Consider the following 18,225-nt stretch of genomic DNA (forward strand, 5'->3'; position numbering starts at 1 on the left):
CCCTTGCTTCTGTTATCGGGGTTTGTTGATTTCCCGCAGCAGATCCGCGACGGGTATGTTCATGGTGTTGGAGTAGTAGGGTTTGTAGCCGTAGGCGGTGACGACGACTTTGCAGGGGATTTGTTGTTTGTTGGAGAGGAGTTGGTTCAGTTCTGACGCTGACAAGTCTCGCTGCGAACCCCCACCGTTTGAAAGTTCACTCATGAATGTACGGGTCAAGTAGGAGAACCCCATTTTACTGCTGGCGTCTTTTTCGGGTTGTATTACACCAAATGCAGTAAATCGCATAAATTTCTTAATAGAAAAATCTTGGTCATCCGACAAAGCGCACTCGAGCATGCCTGAAGCCATACCCACCCTTTCTCCTCGATCAAAAAGATTAAGGACATCGACATCCGACTGATACCGAATGACATACAGAAGCGAACTATCATCCCTCTCAATAGAGCGGAAGACCAAGTTCGCAGGAGGTTTTATATGGTCTTTAGCACAACCGGAACAAATACATAGAAATACGCAAAGTAAGAACTTACTCACCCGAAAACTCCTTCATGATGGATTCGAACAAGAAGTCGCTCGCCGATTTCCCGCCTGCTATGGGCGCATTGAATAGCCCGAATGCGTTGGCATGGTTCGTATCGACACTGACATTCACCGAGGGACCGCATGAAACAAGCCATTTCTCGCCAAAATCAGCCACCCCATCTGACGGGTCTCTCTGAGTGGGTGCAGCCTTGATATTTATCCAGTCATTGGTAATTGGCTCAGGTCGCTTGCGATAAATATCCGACCCCAGCCAAACCAAAGCCCCCTCTCCTACCGGATCAAGAGTGATCAGCATCTGAACCCGGTAGCCCCATTCCGACATTATTTTTGTCAAATGAGCGCCATTCCATCCACCGAGGCTATGTCCGACGATATAAACAGGACAACTCTTGTAAGGAATAAGGCTCAAGACATGACGCTGAATATCCTGTTTTCCTCTGACCTCGTTGTAGCCTAACCAATCTGACTTGTACCTACCCTGTTTTTGCAACTTTCGGGTGCGGTCATCAAATGTCACCCATGCCTCTCGGATATTTTTATACGGTCCGGAAAAGTAATATCTCTGTTTGTCGCCAGCCCCACCAATAAATAAAACAATCGCCTTGGTACTCTCCACCGGCACAGGCTTGTCACTGACATCCTTCTTGTCCGTCAGCGCATGTTCCTTGTGCAGCTTGTAATTGTTGCCCTTCGCGCACGTTACCGTTTCAGCAGCCATGCCTCACTCCTCCAAAAACAACTTGATGGTTTCAGGCAGGTGCGAGCTGACTTGGTGAGTAAATCCGTTCGCGTCAGACACCCCATGTTCCAGACGTCCGTCAGCGCGCTGAATAACGTAAGGATGATCAGGCATCGGCTCACCGGTTACGTCATTGACCAGTTTCAACCTGTCAGTGAAGTGCACCGGCATCGGTAACAAGCCACTGAAGGGAGCCGATGTCACCGTGTCACCGATGATGACCGTGCCTGAACCGCCGATGACGACGTTGCCGTGCCCACCGGTGCTGTCCAGTGTCGCGGCGTTCAAACCGTTGATGAACACCGTCGACGCAACAGCACCGATAATCGGGCTGCCGCAGGCGGATTTGTCAGTCATTCGCGCAGCCGCCAGACCGTCGAAATTGACATTCGGCGAGCCACTGGCTATGGGATTGGTGCCATGTCCCGGCAATGGACAGGCGATTGGATCTGTGACGCGGGCGGCGGGTTTTCCGCTCATGAACAGCTCCTTGCAATGTAACGTGGTCATCCTTTCGGGGGTGCAAGCATGCGGGAGTTCGCCGGGTACTTCAAACCTCCAGACCAAAAAAGGCGCCCGATCGGGCGCCTTTTTGATACGTGGAAACCGCTCACCTCAACGCGACGGTGGCACCCGAATATCCCCCGCCCGGCACTGGGTTTTCACACCCTTGCCACACGCGCCGAACTGCAGATCCTTGCCCATGCACACGCGTACTTCCGACAACTCCGGGCCGCTGCAAATGACGGCGATGCCATCCGCCGGAATGCCCGGGTTGGCCTTGCGGAACAGGTCGGCGATTTCCTGGGCTTCGAAGTAATAGGAACTGCTGAACGGTTGCAGTTCATCGGGGATTTTCACCGCCGCCACGGCTTTGTCCGCTTCATCCAGATAGCCCATTGCGCCGAGGCCGCTGCAGGTGCCGTGCTTGGACCATTCGTGGTCGAGCAGTTTTTTGGTCGGGAACAGCGTCAGGCCCTGGCTGGTTTGCGCCGCGTTCAACGTGGTCAGCGGTGGGCAGGATTCCGGCCAGCCACCCTTGGCGTATTGCGGCCACAAACCGTGCAGCACGAAGCCGTAGCCCTTGCCCGTGCACTGCGAGTCATCTTTGTGCGTCAAACAAAAGGTCGGCGACCAGGACAACGCCAGCAGGTAGTAATCGAACACCCCCGCCACCGATTCCGCCTGGGCTTTGCTCGACTGTGATTGGCGCGCCGAACTCAAACCGATGCTACCGACCGTCAGCGCAATCACTACCAAAATTGTAAACAGCTTTTTCATCTACCCGCTCCTTGGGACGCCTGCGTCCGTGGTTTTCGATCCTGACCAAACTTGGCCAGCGCTGATTTCGACACGCTTGTGTTGCAGGCGCATGACGCAAGGCAACGCCGCAGCCCGTTGAAAGGTCTACGATTAACAGGCAGACATCAAACCAAGGGATCCGAAATGAGTAAAGCAGACGAACTCGCCGCCAAACTCAAACTAACACGGCACACCCACGCGGATGCCGCGCTGGAGATCGATTGCTGGCCGGCGCAGGTGTACGACCTGTATCACCGCATCGAGGCGTGGTTGCAACCGGTCACCGAGGTCGGCCTGAAGATTCGCCGCAATCCGACCCACGTTTGCGAAACCTCGCCCGATGGTGAATCCCACGATTACGCCATCGACCAACTGGTGATAGAGGCCAACCATCAAAGCCTGACATTTGATCCCATTGCACGGTTTACCGAGGATGGCGCCGGACGGGTGCAGATCAGTCCGTCCGCCACAGATACTTATTTACTGCGTACCGTGGATGAGCACGGTGAAAGTCATTGGTGGATGCAGTCGATTGAAACGGGCCAGCAACTGGACGCCATCGCACTGACCGAAAACAATCTGTTGCTGGCGGTGCAAGAAGGTCTCGGCCTGTAAACTGCGTCACTGCCGCCGCGCGGAGCAAAACTCGGCGATCACCTGCGATACCGCATCGATCATCTGCTGATCAGCGTGAGGCGCGACAAACAAGCGGAACTGTGCATCCGGTAACGCCGGCAAGCCCTGTTCCACGCCGAGCGCGGCCATCCCCTGCCCCAACTGACTGACGGGCATCGGCGCCACTGCAAATCCGGACAGCGCCGCCGCGCGCAACCCGGCGGTGCTCGAACAGAGCATCGCGGTGCGCTGGGAAATGCCAGCCTGAGCCAATCGCGTCAACGCTGCCTCGCGATACGGACAAGGCTCGGGAAACAGCGCGAGCGGCAAAGGGATCGGCAACTGCGTGACAGGCTGGGCGGCCCACGCCCACACCAGTGGCTCCTGCCAGAGTAAACGCCCCGACTCGCCGGTTTCACACAGCGAACCGATGACCATCTCCAGATCGCCCCGCTGCATCTGGCCCAGCAACGTTCCCGGAATGTTCACCTGCACATCGATCTGCATACCCGGATGCTGCGCCGCACAATCGTGCAACGCGCGCAGCAACCGCGCCTCGACGAAATCTTCGGACACGCCAATCCGCACCCGCCCCTGAAACGGCGTGCGCGTGAGCTGCGCCCAGGCATCGCGGTTCAACGCCAGAATCGTCCGCGCGTAAGCAATCAGGCGTTCACCGTCGGCGGTGAGTTGCTGTGACCGCGTGGTGCGCTTGAGCAGCGGCTTGCCGACTTGCTCTTCGAGTCGGCGCAGATGACCGCTGACCGCCGACTGCGTCAGATGCAGTTTTTCCGCGGCACGACTGAAGCCGTCCTCATCGACAACGGTGACAAAGGTCTTGAGCAGCAGGGCGTCAAACATAGTGAGATATGTGATCAATAGCCTATTTATTCACGATTTATAGTTTGAAGCGCGCTATGTTGCAATACCTCGCACTCACTACCCGACTGCCGAGGCTTCACGTGACCACCCTTCTGCACATCGAATGTTCACCGCGCAAACAACGCTCCGCGTCACTGCAAGTGGCGCGCAGTTTTATTGATCGCTATCGGCACCATCATCCGCAGACCCACGTCGAAACCCTGGATCTGTGGAGCTTGCATCTGCCGGAGTTCGGCGAAGAGGCGATGAACGCCAAGTACGCTGGCCTCAACGGAATAGCGCGAACACCAGCCCAACAAACGGTCTGGGAAGAACTCGAGACACTCGCCGCCCACCTGCACCGTGCCGACATTCTGGTGATGTCAGTACCGCTGTGGAATTACAGCATTCCTTACAAACTCAAGCACTACATCGACCTGGTGTCGCAGAAGGACATCATCTTCAGCTTCGACCCGGTGCTTGGCCCGCAAGGATTGCTGCACGGCAAAACCGCTGTGGTCGCCTATGCCCGCGGCCTGGATTTTTCTGCGCAATCGACCACGCCTGCCGGGCGGTTCGACTTTCAGAAACCCTACATGCAAGCGTGGCTCGAATTTGTCGGGATCACTGATGTGCACGCGCTGATCGTCGAAAAGACCATTCTGGGGGAAGACCTCGACCGCAACTCGCGGCTGCTGGCCTCACAACAGGCGCGGGATCTGGCAGATCGCCTGGTGCGGGCTGGGTGACACCCACGAAAGCCTTTCACTACACTGGGCCACCGTCCTTCTCAGAAGCCCCGATCGCAATGACAACACTAAAAAGCACGATGATCCTCTGCGGCCTGCTGACCGTGGCCGCCGGCGCCCATGCCGAGCAAACCCCTTCACACCTCGACAGCATCCAGCAACAAGGCCAGTTGCGCGTCTGCACCACCGGCGACTACAAGCCCTACACCTTCAAACGCCCCGACGGCGACTTCGAAGGCATCGACATCGCCATGGCCCGCTCACTGGGCGACAGCCTCGGCGTCAAAGTGCAATGTGTGCAAACCACCTGGAAAACCCTGATGCCGGACATGCAGGCCGGGAAATGCGACATCGGCATGGGCGGTATCTCGGTGACGCTGGAGCGGCAGAAAAAAGCCTATTTCAGCAACACCCTCGACACCGATGGCAAGATCCCGCTGGTGCGCTGCGCCGATGTCAGCAAGTACCAGACCGTCGAACAGATCAACCAGCCCAACGTGCGCCTGGTCGAACCCGCCGGCGGCACCAATGAAGCCTTCGTCCACGCCTTCCTGCCCAAGGCGCAACTCGCCCTGCACGACAACGTGACGATCTTCCAGCAACTGCTCGACAACCAGGCCGATGTGATGATCACCGACGCCTCGGAAGCGCTGTATCAGCAGAAACTCAAACCGGGCTTGTGCGCGGTCAATCCGCATCAGTACATGCAATATGGCGAGAAAGCTTATCTGCTGCCGCGCGATGACATCAGCTGGAAACTGTACGTCGATCAGTGGCTGCACTTGAGCAAAGTCACCGGCAAGTATCAGCAAACCCTGAGCGAGTGGATTGCCGTACCTGCCGCGCAGTAATCCTCAATCGTCATGCAACATCCCGGAGCTGTACTGATTGAGACTGCTGCCGATACTGTTGCCACCAAACTTCAACGTATTGGCATTGCGCCCCTCCGGCGACTGACAGTCGCTGGAGAAACAACTGGTCGTGGTCAAGCCACCCGCACCCGAACAGGCACTCAACACCGATACCGCTGCAGTAATCAACAGCACTTTGACGACATTAAGGCGCATGGCACGATTCCCCTCGGGATGAACAGCGACGATCTTGTGCCAACATCCTAGGCCTGCACCGCACCCGGCAAGATGAAACTTTGCTGATCGACAGCGCCGGTTCAGAATCGCTACCCGCCGACAAGGACATCTCCATGCAATTCCTGCCCTTCACCGACGCCAGTCCCGCCATCCAGGCCCACGTCCGCACCCTGCGCAACCAGCCGGACGTGCGCAAATTCATGTACACCTCGCATGAAATCAGTGATCAAGAACATGCCGACTGGCTGAACGCTTTGCAGGGCAACCCACACCAGCAAGTGTTTGTGGTGATCAAGGATGGGCAAGCGGTGGGTGTCGTTTCATTGAATGCAATCAACGTTTTGCACAAGAGCGCGGATTGGGCGTTTTGTCTGGACGTGGGGTTGCAGGGGAAGGGTTTGGGCAGTGTGGTCGAGTTCTGGATGCTGGATTACGCGTTTGGCGTGGCGGGTCTGGAAAAGCTGAATTGCGAAGTGCTGGCGATGAACGCGGCGGTGGTGAAGATGCACCAGAAGTTCGGGTTTGAGATTGAAGGTGTTCGGCGTCAGAACGTGGTAAAGGATGGGGTTCGAGTCGATGTGGTGTTGTTGGGGATTACCAACGCTGAATGGCTCGACAAACGTCCGGCGCTGGTCCCCGTTATCGAGCGGATCCGTGCGAGCTGAAAGCGATCATCTCTTCAGCCACGCACTTGTCGGGATCTGCGCCAGCGATTTGAACGCGGGTTTGGCGAACCAGTACCCCTGCATCAGATAAATGCCGCAGTCGGCGAGAAAATCTCTTTCCTCGGCAACTTCTATGCCCTCGGCGATCACCTCTACACCCAACTCGGTACACATGTTCACCACGTTGCGCACGATGGTCTGACGAACCCGGTCACGGTGAATATCGCGGATCAGCGCCATATCCAGCTTGATCAAGTCCGGCTGAAAATCCGCCAACAAGTTAAGGCCGGAATAGCCCGCGCCAAAGTCGTCGATCGCCGTCTTGAAACCAAACTCACGATACTCACGCAAGATATTCATCAAGTGCTTATTGCTTTCAACGTGCTCGCCCTCCACCGCCTCGAAGATCAGGCGCTCCAGTGGGAAGCCGTGAGCACGCGCCGCCTCCAGCGTGCTGCGAATGCACATTTCCGGGCGGTAAACGGCATTCGGCAAAAAGTTGATCGACAGGTACTGCGTCATCCCTAACTCAGCCGCCGTGGAAATCGCCCGCACTCGACACAGTTGATCAAATCGATAACGGTTTTGATCGTCCACCTGCTCCAGAACTGACACGGCACCCTCACCCTTCACGCCGCGAACCAAGGCCTCATGGGCAAAAATCGTTTGATCACGCACATCCACAATGGGCTGAAAAGCGAAGGCGAAATCCATGTCCGGCACGCCCTTGTCCTGACAGCCCTGGCAGCCTCCGCGAGAGGCGAATGATTTTGGAAATTCGGTCATGACACCCCCTGATAACGGGTTGTAACCTTCCCTGGCTGTAGGTAAGAAACTGCTGTTGAACCGAGTCACCTGCTCACCACGCCCCAACGGTAGCCCTGCGATGCTTGAATGTTCGAAATCGCCACAGGTCCATCGTTCCAAAAAATGAAGTGCGCAATGTGCGCTGCAAGTCCTGCCCCAGTGGCGCCAATTCAACCCATTCGGGGGGCTTCATCCAAGGCGTGATACGAGATGCTCCAGCTGTCCGGGAAATGCAAATGCAGATGCTGTTGAAGCGTCGAAAAGGAACCCGACGCAAGATCGGCAGACAAAACCATCACGTCGCAAACAGAGCATCTGCACGCAGGAGTTATCGTTTCAGCAAAGGTATCTGGAGGGATGCTAGTAATTTTGCGAAAACTTGTACAACTTTATATTTTTGTGCAGTCGTTGAACTTTTACAGCTGCATGATGACGCATTGCCATCACTGTTTATGGCACAACGCTAATGGCGCAAAACGCAGCTGAAAACGCTGATTCAAACGCCTGGCGACTCAGTCTTTTGCTGGCTTGGGGATAGCAATACGGCTACCGGTCTTGACCTCGCGCAATGCCAGGCTGGACTGAATAGAAGCAATCCCCACCTGACGCCGGAGCACCTGCTCGATGAAATCGCTGTAGCTATCAAGATCCTCCGCCAACACCTGCAACACATAATCGGCATCGCCAGTGATCTTGTGGCAGGCCACCACCTGCGGCAATTGCGCAATCACCGCCTCGAACGCGTCCGGTGCGTGGTCCGCATGGGTGGAAAAACGAATGTGCACGAACGCCATGATATCCAGCCCGAGCATTCGCCGATCAAGGTTGGCCTGATAACCCTTGATGACCCCCGCCTCCTCCATGCGCTTGCGCCGCCGCCAGCACGGCGTAAGGCTCAGCGACAGCCGCTCGCTGAGTTCAGCGTTGGAAATACTCGCGTCCTCCTGCAACAACTCAAGAATCGCCAGGTCGGTCTCGTCGAGGCTGATGCGTTTGGATATTTTTTTCTGCATGACGCCATTCCTGAGTAAAAACGCCCGATTAATCCACCAAACCACGAACACAAAGCAAAGAAAGCGCAGCCCAGCCGGAACAGAATATTTGCACTGGCTAACAATAACGGATGCGCAGAATGTTTACAGTTTTCAGTGATTCCCACCGTTTGCACCACGGCACCGAATTGAAGGACGGCGTACTCAAGCCGTCGTTCGAACAACCGAGTCGGGCCGACACCGTGCACAACCGCGTCAAACAGGTCGGCCTCGGGCAGATCGTCGAACCGCGCGCCTTTGATCGCTCCTGCTACATCAACGCGCACAGCGAGCGCTACGTCAGCTTTCTCGAAAGTGCCTGGAGCGAATGGTGCGCAACCGGTCGCACCCACGACGCCTTGCCGCTGGTGTGGCCGGTGCGCGATCTGGCCAACGAGCACGTGCCGACGTTCATCGACGGCAAGCTCGGCTTCTATGCCATGGATGCCGGTTCGCCCATTACCGCGACGACCTGGCAAGCGGTGAAAACCAGCGCCGATATCGCCCTCACCGGCCTGACCCTGATCGATGAAGGCCACGACAGTGCCTTCGCCCTGTGCCGTCCGCCCGGCCATCACGCCGCGCGCGAATACATGGGCGGTTATTGCTACCTCAACAACGCCGCGATTGCCGCGCAACAAGCCATCACCCAAGGCGCCAAACGCGTCGCGGTGCTGGACGTCGACTTCCATCACGGCAACGGCACGCAGAACATTTTTTACCAGCGCAGCGATGTCATGTTCGTCTCGTTGCACGGCGAACCGGCGGTGTCCTATCCGTACTTCTCCGGGTACAGCCACGAAGTCGGCGCGGGTGTCGGCGAGGGGTACAACCTCAACTATCCCCTGCCGAAAAACACCACCTGGGAGAGCTACCGCAACGCCCTGCTCCACGCCTGCAAAAAGCTTCAGCAGTTCGCCCCTGAAGTGCTGGTGATTTCCCTCGGTGTCGACACGTTCAAGGACGACCCCATCAGCCACTTTCTGCTGGAAAGCGATGACTTCATTGGCATCGGCGAACTGATCGCCAGCGTCGGCTGCCCGACCCTGTTCGTCATGGAGGGCGGCTACATGGTCGATGAAATCGGTATCAATGCCGTCAACGTGCTGCACGGTTTCGAGAGCAAACGCAGCTGAGCCAGCCCTCGCTTCACAACCTTTCAATGACTGGATCGGAGAATAAGACCATGACGCTTTTTATTGATGTCGATGATGCTGCACGCCTGTTCACCCAAGTCGGTATCCGCCGCGCCATCCGCGAAATGGCCGGCTACATCGAAGCGGACTACGCACGCTGGGCGCAGTTTGATAAATCGCCGCGTACGGCCAATCACTCGACAGACGGCGTGATCGAATTGATGCCCACCGACGACGGCCAGCAGTACTCGTTCAAATACGTGAATGGTCACCCGAACAACGGCCAGCAGAATTTGCTCACGGTCATGGCCTTCGGTCTGCTGGCGGATGTGCAGAGTGGCTATCCGACGCTGCTCAGCGAGCTGACCCTGACCACCGCCGTACGCACCGCCGCAACCTCCGCGCTGGTGGCGAAATCGCTGGCTCGTCCGGATTCGACCTCGATGGCCCTGATCGGCAACGGTGCGCAAAGTGAATTTCAGGCGCTGGCCTTTCATGAAATGTTGGGCATCAACGAAATCCGTATCTTCGATATCGATCGCGACGCTTCACTCAAGTTGAAGCACAACCTCGCGGCGTTCCCGGACATCGACGTGATTCTGGCCAGCTCGGTGAAGGAAGCGGTCAAGGGCGCGGACATCGTCACCACGGTCACCGCCGACAAAGCCTACGCAACCATTCTGACGCCGGAAATGATCGAGCCCGGCATGCACATCAATGCGGTCGGCGGTGACTGCCCGGGTAAAACCGAGCTGCACGCCGACATCCTGCGCAACGCCCGGGTCATCGTCGAGTTCGAGCCGCAAACGCGCATTGAGGGCGACATTCAGCAACTGGCAGCCGATTCCCCGGTGATCGAGTTTTTCCGCATTGTGCAGGGCGAAGTCGCCGGACGCGAAAACGATGCGCAGGTGACGGTGTTCGATTCGGTGGGTTTTGCTCTGGAAGACTTTTCCTCACTGCGCTACCTGAAAGACCTGGCGCAGGCACAACAAATCGGCCAGCGCATCCACCTGGTGCCGACGCCGGCCAACATCAAAAACCTCTTCCAATTGCTCGATCCGCAACCGGCCAAAACCTCGCGTCTGCGCACCGTCAGTTGATCGGTAATGACCGCCCCCAAGCCACAGGGGGCGAATCACCTTGTGATCAGCCGCTGCACCTCCAACAAGAACGCTCGACACCTACTTTCTGCCAAAACTCAAAAACATAAAATCAAGAGGTTTTGCAATGAAATCGACCCCTTCCGGGCTGCTTGAACAGCCCGCGCTGCAGCGCACGCTCAGCAATCGTCACATCCAGTTAATGGCCATGGGCGGTGCCATCGGAACCGGCCTGTTCATGGGCTCCGGGAAGATCATCGCCCTCTCCGGGACGTCGATCATCCTCATCTACATGATCATCGGCCTGTTCGTGTTTTTCGTCATGCGCGCCATGGGCGAAATGCTCCTGCCTAACCTCAACTTCAAAACCTTCGCCGACTTCGCCGGTGCCTACCTCGGCCCGCGCGCGGCGTTCTTCCTCGGCTGGTCGTACTGGCTGAGCTGGAGCGTGGCGGTGATCGGCGATGCCGTCGTGGTCGGCGGATTTTTCCAGTACTGGTTCCCCGACGTACCGGCGTGGATACCCGCCGTCGGCATGCTCGCAACCCTGTTCGCCCTCAACGTGCTGACCGTCAGGCTGTTCGGTGAGGTGGAATTCTGGTTCGCGATCATCAAGATCATTGCCGTCGTGACCCTGATCGGCGTCAGCACCGTGCTGATTGCCAGCTCCTTCGTCTCGCCCAGTGGCGTCACCGCGTCCCTGAGTCATCTGGTGGACAAACAGGCAGCGTTCCCCAACGGCTTGTTCGGCTTCTTCGCCGGATTTCAAATGGCGATCTTCTCCTTCGCCGGCACCGAACTGATCGGCACCGCCGCCGCCGAAACCCGATCGCCAGAGAAGACCCTGCCCAAAGCGATCAACTCGATTCCGCTGCGGATCATCCTGTTCTACGTGCTGGCATTGACCTGCATTATCGCCGTGACCTCGTGGCAGCAGGTCTCCCCCGTCAAAAGCCCCTTTGTCGAACTGTTCCTCGTCGCCGGTTTCCCCGCAGCGGCCGGTATCGTCAACTTCGTGGTCCTGACCTCAGCGGCCTCATCGGCCAACAGCGGCGTGTTCTCATCGAGCCGCATGCTGTTCGGACTGGCCAATCAGGACAACGCCCCCAGCCTATTCCGCCGACTGTCGACCAACAGCGTGCCGCTGCTGAGCCTGGCGTTTACCACGCTGTTGATGCTGGTCGGCGTGCTGGTGCTGTTCATCGTGCCGGAAGTCATGACCGCATTCACCATCGTCTCCACCGTGTCGGCGATTCTGGTGATCTTCACCTGGTCGACCATCCTTGCGTCTTACATCGCCTACCGCAAAAAACGTCCGGAACTGCATGCGAAGTCGGCTTACAAAATGCCCGGCGGAGTGCCGATGGCTTGGTTCTCGTTAGCGTTTTTGGGGTTTGTGCTGGGGTTGCTGGCGTTGCGGCCTGACACGCGGATTGCGCTGATGGTGATGCCAGGGTGGTTTGTCTGGTTGGCGATTGCTTACCAGTTGACGCGGTTGAGGAAGCCGAAATCTGCGGTTGAGTCGGCTAGTCAGTTTGGCTAGATCTGCGAGAGAAAGCCGTCACCTTAAGGTGACGGCTTTTTTGTTATCAGTGAACGAGCATTTCACCTGCCCATGGCGGGACAGGCTTCACGCCTTCACCTCAACGTTATCCAACGCCTGATTCACCGCCAACTCCCCCAACATCACGACCTGCGCAATACCCAGCGCGGTTTTGCGGTGTGAGGGGTCGAGTGCTGCAGCGAAGTTGTTGAGCATTTCCGAGGCGGAACTCAGCGTTTCACTGGCATTGGCCAATAGGGATTCCGAGTCGTACTTTGGATTGGCGAGGTACATGCGCTCGGGCTCGTTGACGCTGGACATGATGTGGTCGGCGGGAAGGAGGTAGTGATCGAGAGCGCGCTCGGCGGCTTCGTGGAGTTTTTTGGGGTTGAGGGAATCGTAGGGGGATGCGGGATCGGTTTCTGGTGGGTTGGGCGTTACTTTGAACATAGATGGAACCTCTAGCGCGATTACTAAAAGGAGCCATCACCCACGCTACCAAACGATGGGTGGCGGCCATACGCGGGTTGGTAGACCGGTCGCACTAGAACCCGGCGCCCACGAATGGGCCCCACGCATGACCACCATGAAATCCAAGTCCTGGGAAAGCGACTGAATTTGGTGATGCTATGCATCTAGACACGAAGCGGGCTACCAAACCCGATCACTGGTTTTCAGTGATGTGGAGACGATAGAACCTGCGGGCTAGACGCACAAGCCGGGGGATTCTGTCTTAGGTGTAGGGGGGGGCGCAAGGCGATGTAGGTCTTGGATGACTGCGACAATGATAAATTAAACAAGTGGGTTTTTATGTTTAAAACAAGCCCAGAAAAGAGCTGGTTGACGAATTAGCGAATCTACTGCGCGCCTCACTCAAACCGGCGAAGGATTGAGAGCACGTAAGGAGAGAAAGTTACTCACCCACTGAAAATTCGAAGCAAGAAACCGCCCTCGGATTTCCGTTCATCCTCAATGAATGGAGCAGACGCCTTTTCGGCATTTTTCGTGGTGTATTTTTCTAGTACGCCACCACCGCGCTCGCCTACTGATCAGGGCGAAGAATTCAGTTCCCGCACCATCTTCCGATTGACAGCAGCCCGGAGAACACCGAAAGTCAGAAGGCACGAGTAATGGCGTTTCGATTGCAAAAAAAACCACTCAAGAACTAAGTCTGATTAACAATCTTTAAATTTTACCGAGATTTAATATATGGATATTGTAGAAGTAATCGACCAAAGCATCGGCGAAGTTAGAACGGAATCTCTAGATTTAAGCTTCGGCGAGATAGTCAACCTGCACTCTAGCAAAGAATTAATAATCCACCCAGACTATCAACGACTATTTCGCTGGTCCGACGACCAAAAGTCAAGATTAATTGAATCCATAATATTAGAACTTCCTGTACCCCAAATTTTTGTCATTGAAAATGAAAACGGAATACTTGAATTAATTGATGGACTACAGAGAGTCAGCAGCGTCATCCAATTCATGGAACCCGATAAGCTATCTATGGAGGCGCTTGTACTAACCGGATGCGATTTAATAAAGGAGCTAAATGGTAAATCCTTCTCCGACCTACCACTAACAGTTAGATTAAGAATAAAGCGCTCATCCGTAAGAACAATCATGATAAAACGGCAAAGCAAACCTTTCTTAAAATATGAAATGTTCAAACGTTTGAACACGGGTGGTGCCATACTCGCTCCGCAGGAAATTAGAAACTGCTCTGCGCGCATGATTGGAACAATGGGGGATAATTTCTACAGCTTCCTGAAAGACTGTGCAAATCTCCCTCAATTCAAAGCATGCACTGAAACACTTTCCCAATCCGACTATGACAAAAAGGGAGATGAGGAGCTAGTACTAAGATTTTTCGCCACCAAAAACTCCTCCCACACATTCAAAGGCAGTGTACGAGATTGGCTGGACACCTACATGGAGCAGGTACTTCTAGAAGAAATAAAGTTTAATTTTGATGAGGAAATAAAGGAGCTATCCAATTTATTTGAATATCTCGCAAACTCATTAGGACCTGGTGCCTTCGTAAAATATCGTGGTGAGAGTCCAGTTGGAGCATTGGCGCCCGCTTACTATGAAGCAGTTAGCATAGGGGTTTGGCGCGCACTTAAAGCTAATCCTGAGATCAACCCAGACACTGTTCGTCTTTGTGTAGTCCAGACAGTTCAAACTGAAGAATTCCGAAGTAACACAGGGCCTGGCGCAAACTCAAAAGAAAAGCTAGAAGGTCGAATTTCAGCAATTGAACGTGTAATTGGAGAGGCGCACCGTGCCTAGTTTATCCGACACATTAGAGTTGGATCTTAACTGGAGAGAGGGCGAGCTTGCTTCATTCAAAGCAGCCATACTTTCATCCGAGCGAAAAACGGTTCGTGAAAGTGCCCTACTCCGAGGTGCATGGGCAATTCTCTACTCACACTACGAGGGTTTCTGCAAGTTTGCTTGGGACTCATATCTTGACGAACTAGAAAAAAAAGAAGTCCCACGCTCACAACTTTGCAGCGATATGGCTGCGCTTTCTTTACGAAAGAGCTTCAAAACTCTAAGAGGCGCTCTCAGCGATAAAGACTTATGGGAATTTGGACACAAAAAATTCTCAGAACTGCAGAACACAGTTGCAACCTTTGAAGAGAAATTAGATACAGACTCCAACTTATGGCCAAACCTCTACAGGGAAAACGCTTACACCTTAGGCGTCCGCCCCACATATATCGATAAATATGCAACACAAATAAAAACCTTGGTTTCTAGACGAAACGACATCGCGCACGGCCAAAAAATGATAATAAAGGACATACAAGAGTACTCCGAGTATGAAAGCGCTGCACTCCTAGTCATGCACGATCTCGCATTATGCTTAATTGAAGCAGCCGAGTCAGAATCATACAAACTCAAGGCATAATTAACTTTTCAAAGAACAAATAAAAAGGGGACAGATACATGCCCCTTTTTTCATTCTGATTGAGAGCCGCTAATGGACTCCCACCATCAACTCATACGTCACATCATTCACAAATACAAATCAAATCTTCAAAAAATAGAAAGCCTCACGACATTATCGAACTAATACCAAAGGGGGACGAATTTATTTACTGCCAAGACCCATACCTATAAAGAAATCCGTCACTTTTTTCGTTGCCTGCTGTGCCTTCCGGCCGGGGGCAAGACCACCAGCGGCGCCGAGCTACCCCACATTACCCTCACCCGCGCCGATGGCAACCACCGGTAACTGCAAGCCGACCGTGATAGCTACGACGGCGTACGTGCCTACTCCTACGATGTGAATCGCGCCAAGAAACAGGAGGTTCGGCCTGGACCTGGAAAGCAAGTTGCCGGAGGATACGGTTGAGTATCTGGCAGAAGAGAATAAAGGTGAATTCACTGGGGTCATCGCGTACTACCGCGACCAAAAATCTGGTAAGAAGAAAACGGTGACAGCGGGCGACCAGAACAAACCGAAACGATTGCGGTGGTTGTATGCGAAAGAAAGAACAGCGAAACGGGCTTTAGACGGTCAGTAGGGACGTTTAAGAGCCTCCTGACATGCTCCAAGTCGATCAATCCAAAACCTTGATATCATTGCGCCACCCAAACTGACAGGCAACGGAAATGCAAATAGAAAACTTCGGTGTGAAGCATGCAGATCGGCTAAGCCACATCAAAGATTTGAATGAAGAAGACCAACACACATGGTTCAAAAACGAAAGGGGATACTGGGAGCAGATTTTTAATACTGCCAAGCAACATAGTGGAGAAATGCACCTCCGCGATCTTATACAACGCTATCTAACAACACTCGATGCTTTGATTCACGACTCTACAGACCTAACCAACCTGTATCAATTTCACAGTAGCAACTCACTACCGCTTCATGATGAGAAACCTCATGCAGACGCCATTAAAGAATTTGCACAACGAGGGCAATTCTACGCTGGACTTTACATATTTAAAACTTTACTCAGCCAGCAAAGCGCTTTATACACGGGCAAATACAAGTCTGAATTAACAGCCCTCGACGAGAACTTCAAGGCATCATTTTTCACTGAGCATGAAAAATTTGTAAATTCATTGTCAGAATCAAAGAACTCAATTGAAAAATTCGTTGAGACAACAAAAAAAGACGTTTCAGACCATCTATTTCAAAAGCTCGACGTGGCTACTAATGAAATTGCAAATACCGTAACCTCCGCGACCAACGCAATCCTCTCAGCCGAACCGGTTAAGTATTGGGAGGATCGGGAGGAAAAGCACCGCAACAAAGCTCGCTCATACCGGCGCGGCGTTATCGTCTCGGCGATTGCCTTCATAGCAACTATCGTATTTTTGACCTTGTCAGTTTATAAGAATGGAGAAACTTACTCTATCCTTGGCATACCTGTGACTTTACCTGCTGAAAAATTCAGTATTGCACTCTTGGTGATCTGTACTACAGCCATGATTTGGCTCATCAGAATACTGGTAAAACTCATGATGACAAATCTAGCACTGGAAATTGAAGCACTGGAAAGATCTACCATGATTAAGACATACATAGCTATAGATAGCACGAAGGCCGAGCAGGCTGCAGAAATCCGGATGTTGTTTTACACAACTTTATTTCGGCCTTCGAGTAACAGTCTAACGGATGACTCTACCTCACCAGAGTACATTCGAATTATCGAGGCGATGCTTCAGAAAAAAGCCTAACCAGCCCACAAACTACGAACCCTGATTATCGGACAGGGTTCGTCGAAGCGTTTTAATTCGATGACTGTACGAGTGCCTCAATTGTCCTCAATATATCTTTCCTTTGCTGATCATCCAATTTTGCCAGTAGCTGCAAAAAAGGTGCTCCAAAGCAGAAATCAGGGGCGAAATCAGGGGCCACGAAATCAGGGGCCAGACCACAATATTCAGTCGATTTGTTTCGCTTCAACTGCGAGCAAGAGCACGTGGTAAAGACGCGTAAGCCTCCGTCCTATCCCAATCCTGATAAACTCCCTCACCTTCGCCCCTCTGATCCAGATTCCCCCAATGCCTCTACAACCCGCCCCACTCTCCCGCCGCTTCTCCGTCGCCCCGATGATGGATTGGACGGACCGCCATTGCCGTTTCTTCCTACGCCTCCTATCGAAGAATGCCCTGCTCTACACCGAAATGGTCACCACCGGTGCGCTTCTAAACGGCGATCACGAACGTTTCCTCCGTCACAACGAAGCCGAGCACCCTCTCGCGTTGCAATTAGGCGGTAGCGTTCCGCTGGATCTGGCCGCCTGCGCCCGCATGGCCCAGGAACACGGCTACGACGAGGTAAACCTAAACGTCGGCTGCCCAAGCGATCGTGTGCAGAACAACATGATCGGTGCCTGCCTGATGGGTCATCCGCAACTGGTGGCGGATTGTGTGAAGGCGATGCAAGACGCTGTGTCGATTCCAGTGACGGTAAAGCACCGCATCGGCATCAACGGTCGGGACAGTTACGCGGAGCTGTGTGATTTCGTCGGCACCGTCCGCGATGCCGGGTGCACCAGTTTTACCGTGCATGCGCGGATTGCGATTCTGGAGGGGTTGTCGCCGAAGGAGAATCGTGACATTCCGCCGTTGCGCTATGACGTGGCGGCGCAGCTGAAGGCGGATTTTCCGGCGTTGGAGATTGTGCTGAATGGCGGGATCAAGACGATGGAGGCTTGCCATGAGCATTTGCAGACCTTTGACGGTGTGATGCTGGGGCGTGAGGCTTATCACAATCCGTATTTGCTGGCGGAGGTGGATCAGCAGTTGTTTGGCAGTTCGGCGCCGGTGATCAGTCGGGCGGAGGCGTTGGCGCAGTTGCGTCCTTATATAGCCGAGCATTTGCTGGCCGGTGGTGCGATGCATCACATCACGCGGCATGTGTTGGGCCTGGGCACGGGATTCCCGGGGGCGCGGAAATTCCGTCAGTTGTTGTCGGTGGATATTCACAAGGCCAAGGATCCGCTGGCGTTGCTGGATCAGGCGGCTGAGTTGCTTGAAGGTCGTTGATTGAAGGTTTGAGTGTGCGGGC

20 protein-coding genes and 1 pseudogene are annotated in these 18,225 nt (G+C 54.3%); 12 read left to right on the forward strand and 9 right to left on the reverse strand.

Annotated features, from left to right (window positions below):
* Positions 1-12: 12 nt before the first annotated feature.
* The 4 genes from ACIF4X_RS12895 to ACIF4X_RS12910 form a co-directional block, all read right to left on the reverse strand.
* Complete coding sequence (locus tag ACIF4X_RS12895; protein WP_397482413.1) at positions 13-537, reverse strand: hypothetical protein; 525 nt, start codon at positions 535-537, stop codon at positions 13-15.
* On the reverse strand, positions 530-1,264 hold the full coding sequence (locus tag ACIF4X_RS12900; protein ID WP_397482414.1) for an alpha/beta hydrolase: 735 nt from the start codon (positions 1,262-1,264) through the stop codon (positions 530-532). The genes ACIF4X_RS12895 and ACIF4X_RS12900 overlap by 8 nt, the downstream gene beginning before the upstream one ends.
* 3 nt (positions 1,265-1,267) lie before the next feature.
* A complete protein-coding gene (locus ACIF4X_RS12905; protein WP_397482415.1) occupies positions 1,268-1,765 on the reverse strand; it encodes a PAAR domain-containing protein in 498 nt (165 codons plus the stop codon).
* Between the two features lie 135 nt (positions 1,766-1,900).
* Positions 1,901-2,566 carry a ribonuclease T2 gene (locus ACIF4X_RS12910; protein WP_397482416.1) on the reverse strand — a complete coding sequence of 222 codons (666 nt, stop codon included), beginning with the start codon at positions 2,564-2,566 and terminating at the stop codon, positions 1,901-1,903.
* Between the two features lie 165 nt (positions 2,567-2,731).
* Between ACIF4X_RS12910 and ACIF4X_RS12915 the strand changes: the two genes are divergently transcribed.
* Positions 2,732-3,202, forward strand: a complete 471-nt coding sequence (locus tag ACIF4X_RS12915) for a hypothetical protein (protein ID WP_397482417.1) — start codon at positions 2,732-2,734, stop codon at positions 3,200-3,202.
* A 6-nt stretch (positions 3,203-3,208) separates the two neighbouring features.
* Here ACIF4X_RS12915 and ACIF4X_RS12920 read toward each other — a convergent pair whose 3' ends face one another.
* Positions 3,209-4,063, reverse strand: a complete 855-nt coding sequence (locus tag ACIF4X_RS12920; RefSeq protein WP_397482418.1) for a LysR family transcriptional regulator — start codon at positions 4,061-4,063, stop codon at positions 3,209-3,211.
* 101 nt (positions 4,064-4,164) lie between these two features.
* On the opposite strand from ACIF4X_RS12920, the gene ACIF4X_RS12925 reads away from it, so the two are divergent.
* Both ACIF4X_RS12925 and ACIF4X_RS12930 read left to right on the forward strand, forming a co-directional pair.
* Positions 4,165-4,812 (forward strand): FMN-dependent NADH-azoreductase, encoded by a 648-nt coding sequence (locus ACIF4X_RS12925; protein WP_397482419.1) that lies wholly within the window; start codon positions 4,165-4,167, stop codon positions 4,810-4,812.
* Between the two features lie 59 nt (positions 4,813-4,871).
* On the forward strand, positions 4,872-5,663 hold the full coding sequence (locus ACIF4X_RS12930) for a transporter substrate-binding domain-containing protein (RefSeq protein WP_397482420.1): 792 nt from the start codon (positions 4,872-4,874) through the stop codon (positions 5,661-5,663).
* Between the two features lie 3 nt (positions 5,664-5,666).
* On the opposite strand, the gene ACIF4X_RS12935 is transcribed toward ACIF4X_RS12930, so the two are convergent.
* Positions 5,667-5,879, reverse strand: a complete 213-nt coding sequence (locus tag ACIF4X_RS12935) for a hypothetical protein (protein WP_007915535.1) — start codon at positions 5,877-5,879, stop codon at positions 5,667-5,669.
* 134 nt (positions 5,880-6,013) lie between these two features.
* Between ACIF4X_RS12935 and pseH the strand changes: the two genes are divergently transcribed.
* The gene (pseH, locus tag ACIF4X_RS12940) at positions 6,014-6,565 is read left to right on the forward strand and encodes a UDP-4-amino-4,6-dideoxy-N-acetyl-beta-L-altrosamine N-acetyltransferase (protein ID WP_397482421.1); all 552 of its coding nucleotides are present in this window, start codon (positions 6,014-6,016) and stop codon (positions 6,563-6,565) included.
* Between the two features lie 6 nt (positions 6,566-6,571).
* On the opposite strand, the gene ACIF4X_RS12945 is transcribed toward pseH, so the two are convergent.
* Positions 6,572-7,351, reverse strand: a complete 780-nt coding sequence (locus ACIF4X_RS12945) for an EAL domain-containing protein (RefSeq protein ID WP_397482457.1) — start codon at positions 7,349-7,351, stop codon at positions 6,572-6,574.
* A 533-nt stretch (positions 7,352-7,884) separates the two neighbouring features.
* Positions 7,885-8,385 carry an Lrp/AsnC family transcriptional regulator gene (locus tag ACIF4X_RS12950; protein WP_103306326.1) on the reverse strand — a complete coding sequence of 167 codons (501 nt, stop codon included), beginning with the start codon at positions 8,383-8,385 and terminating at the stop codon, positions 7,885-7,887.
* A gap of 119 nt (positions 8,386-8,504) precedes the next feature.
* On the opposite strand from ACIF4X_RS12950, the gene ACIF4X_RS12955 reads away from it, so the two are divergent.
* From ACIF4X_RS12955 to ACIF4X_RS12965, 3 genes are all read left to right on the forward strand, one after another.
* A complete protein-coding gene (locus ACIF4X_RS12955; RefSeq protein WP_397482422.1) occupies positions 8,505-9,539 on the forward strand; it encodes a histone deacetylase family protein in 1,035 nt (344 codons plus the stop codon).
* Between the two features lie 50 nt (positions 9,540-9,589).
* Positions 9,590-10,642, forward strand: coding sequence for an ornithine cyclodeaminase (locus ACIF4X_RS12960; protein WP_397482423.1), 1,053 nt, complete (start codon positions 9,590-9,592; stop codon positions 10,640-10,642).
* A gap of 127 nt (positions 10,643-10,769) precedes the next feature.
* Complete coding sequence (locus ACIF4X_RS12965; protein WP_397482424.1) at positions 10,770-12,185, forward strand: amino acid permease; 1,416 nt, start codon at positions 10,770-10,772, stop codon at positions 12,183-12,185.
* Positions 12,186-12,272: 87 nt separating this feature from the next.
* Here ACIF4X_RS12965 and ACIF4X_RS12970 read toward each other — a convergent pair whose 3' ends face one another.
* The gene (locus ACIF4X_RS12970; RefSeq protein ID WP_397482425.1) at positions 12,273-12,635 is read right to left on the reverse strand and encodes a DUF6124 family protein; all 363 of its coding nucleotides are present in this window, start codon (positions 12,633-12,635) and stop codon (positions 12,273-12,275) included.
* A gap of 759 nt (positions 12,636-13,394) precedes the next feature.
* On the opposite strand from ACIF4X_RS12970, the gene ACIF4X_RS12975 reads away from it, so the two are divergent.
* The 5 genes and pseudogenes from ACIF4X_RS12975 (at position 13,395) to dusA (ending at position 18,203) form a co-directional block, all read left to right on the forward strand.
* Positions 13,395-14,480 carry a DUF262 domain-containing protein gene (locus tag ACIF4X_RS12975; RefSeq protein WP_397482426.1) on the forward strand — a complete coding sequence of 362 codons (1,086 nt, stop codon included), beginning with the start codon at positions 13,395-13,397 and terminating at the stop codon, positions 14,478-14,480.
* Positions 14,473-15,105, forward strand: a complete 633-nt coding sequence (locus ACIF4X_RS12980) for an MAE_28990/MAE_18760 family HEPN-like nuclease (RefSeq protein WP_397482427.1) — start codon at positions 14,473-14,475, stop codon at positions 15,103-15,105. The genes ACIF4X_RS12975 and ACIF4X_RS12980 overlap by 8 nt, the downstream gene beginning before the upstream one ends.
* A 234-nt stretch (positions 15,106-15,339) precedes the next feature.
* Positions 15,340-15,724: pseudogene (locus ACIF4X_RS12985) on the forward strand (hypothetical protein); the annotation flags it as partial.
* An 88-nt stretch (positions 15,725-15,812) separates the two neighbouring features.
* Positions 15,813-16,889 (forward strand): DUF6161 domain-containing protein, encoded by a 1,077-nt coding sequence (locus ACIF4X_RS12990; protein ID WP_397482428.1) that lies wholly within the window; start codon positions 15,813-15,815, stop codon positions 16,887-16,889.
* Between the two features lie 327 nt (positions 16,890-17,216).
* On the forward strand, positions 17,217-18,203 hold the full coding sequence (dusA, locus tag ACIF4X_RS12995) for a tRNA dihydrouridine(20/20a) synthase DusA (protein ID WP_081265266.1): 987 nt from the start codon (positions 17,217-17,219) through the stop codon (positions 18,201-18,203).
* Positions 18,204-18,225 lie beyond the last annotated feature (22 nt).

The sequence above is a fragment of the Pseudomonas sp. NPDC085632 genome (assembly GCF_044541255.1).
GTDB lineage: Bacteria > Pseudomonadota > Gammaproteobacteria > Pseudomonadales > Pseudomonadaceae > Aquipseudomonas.

Excerpts from the sequence above, each read along its gene's own strand:
- ACIF4X_RS12900 (WP_397482414.1), bottom strand. The coding sequence starts at position 1,264 with ATGGCTGCTGAAACGGTAACGTGCGCGAAGGGCAACAATTACAAGCTG.
- ACIF4X_RS12905 (WP_397482415.1), bottom strand. The coding sequence starts at position 1,765 with ATGAGCGGAAAACCCGCCGCCCGCGTCACAGATCCAATCGCCTGTCCA.
- ACIF4X_RS12910 (WP_397482416.1), bottom strand. The coding sequence starts at position 2,566 with ATGAAAAAGCTGTTTACAATTTTGGTAGTGATTGCGCTGACGGTCGGT.
- ACIF4X_RS12915 (WP_397482417.1), top strand. The coding sequence starts at position 2,732 with ATGAGTAAAGCAGACGAACTCGCCGCCAAACTCAAACTAACACGGCAC.
- ACIF4X_RS12920 (WP_397482418.1), bottom strand. The coding sequence starts at position 4,063 with ATGTTTGACGCCCTGCTGCTCAAGACCTTTGTCACCGTTGTCGATGAG.
- ACIF4X_RS12930 (WP_397482420.1), top strand. The coding sequence starts at position 4,872 with ATGACAACACTAAAAAGCACGATGATCCTCTGCGGCCTGCTGACCGTG.
- ACIF4X_RS12935 (WP_007915535.1), bottom strand. The coding sequence starts at position 5,879 with ATGCGCCTTAATGTCGTCAAAGTGCTGTTGATTACTGCAGCGGTATCG.
- pseH (WP_397482421.1), top strand. The coding sequence starts at position 6,014 with ATGCAATTCCTGCCCTTCACCGACGCCAGTCCCGCCATCCAGGCCCAC.
- ACIF4X_RS12945 (WP_397482457.1), bottom strand. The coding sequence starts at position 7,351 with ATGACCGAATTTCCAAAATCATTCGCCTCTCGCGGAGGCTGCCAGGGC.
- ACIF4X_RS12950 (WP_103306326.1), bottom strand. The coding sequence starts at position 8,385 with ATGCAGAAAAAAATATCCAAACGCATCAGCCTCGACGAGACCGACCTG.
- ACIF4X_RS12955 (WP_397482422.1), top strand. The coding sequence starts at position 8,505 with ATGTTTACAGTTTTCAGTGATTCCCACCGTTTGCACCACGGCACCGAA.
- ACIF4X_RS12960 (WP_397482423.1), top strand. The coding sequence starts at position 9,590 with ATGACGCTTTTTATTGATGTCGATGATGCTGCACGCCTGTTCACCCAA.
- ACIF4X_RS12965 (WP_397482424.1), top strand. The coding sequence starts at position 10,770 with ATGAAATCGACCCCTTCCGGGCTGCTTGAACAGCCCGCGCTGCAGCGC.
- ACIF4X_RS12970 (WP_397482425.1), bottom strand. The coding sequence starts at position 12,635 with ATGTTCAAAGTAACGCCCAACCCACCAGAAACCGATCCCGCATCCCCC.
- ACIF4X_RS12975 (WP_397482426.1), top strand. The coding sequence starts at position 13,395 with ATGGATATTGTAGAAGTAATCGACCAAAGCATCGGCGAAGTTAGAACG.
- ACIF4X_RS12990 (WP_397482428.1), top strand. The coding sequence starts at position 15,813 with ATGCAAATAGAAAACTTCGGTGTGAAGCATGCAGATCGGCTAAGCCAC.
- dusA (WP_081265266.1), top strand. The coding sequence starts at position 17,217 with ATGCCTCTACAACCCGCCCCACTCTCCCGCCGCTTCTCCGTCGCCCCG.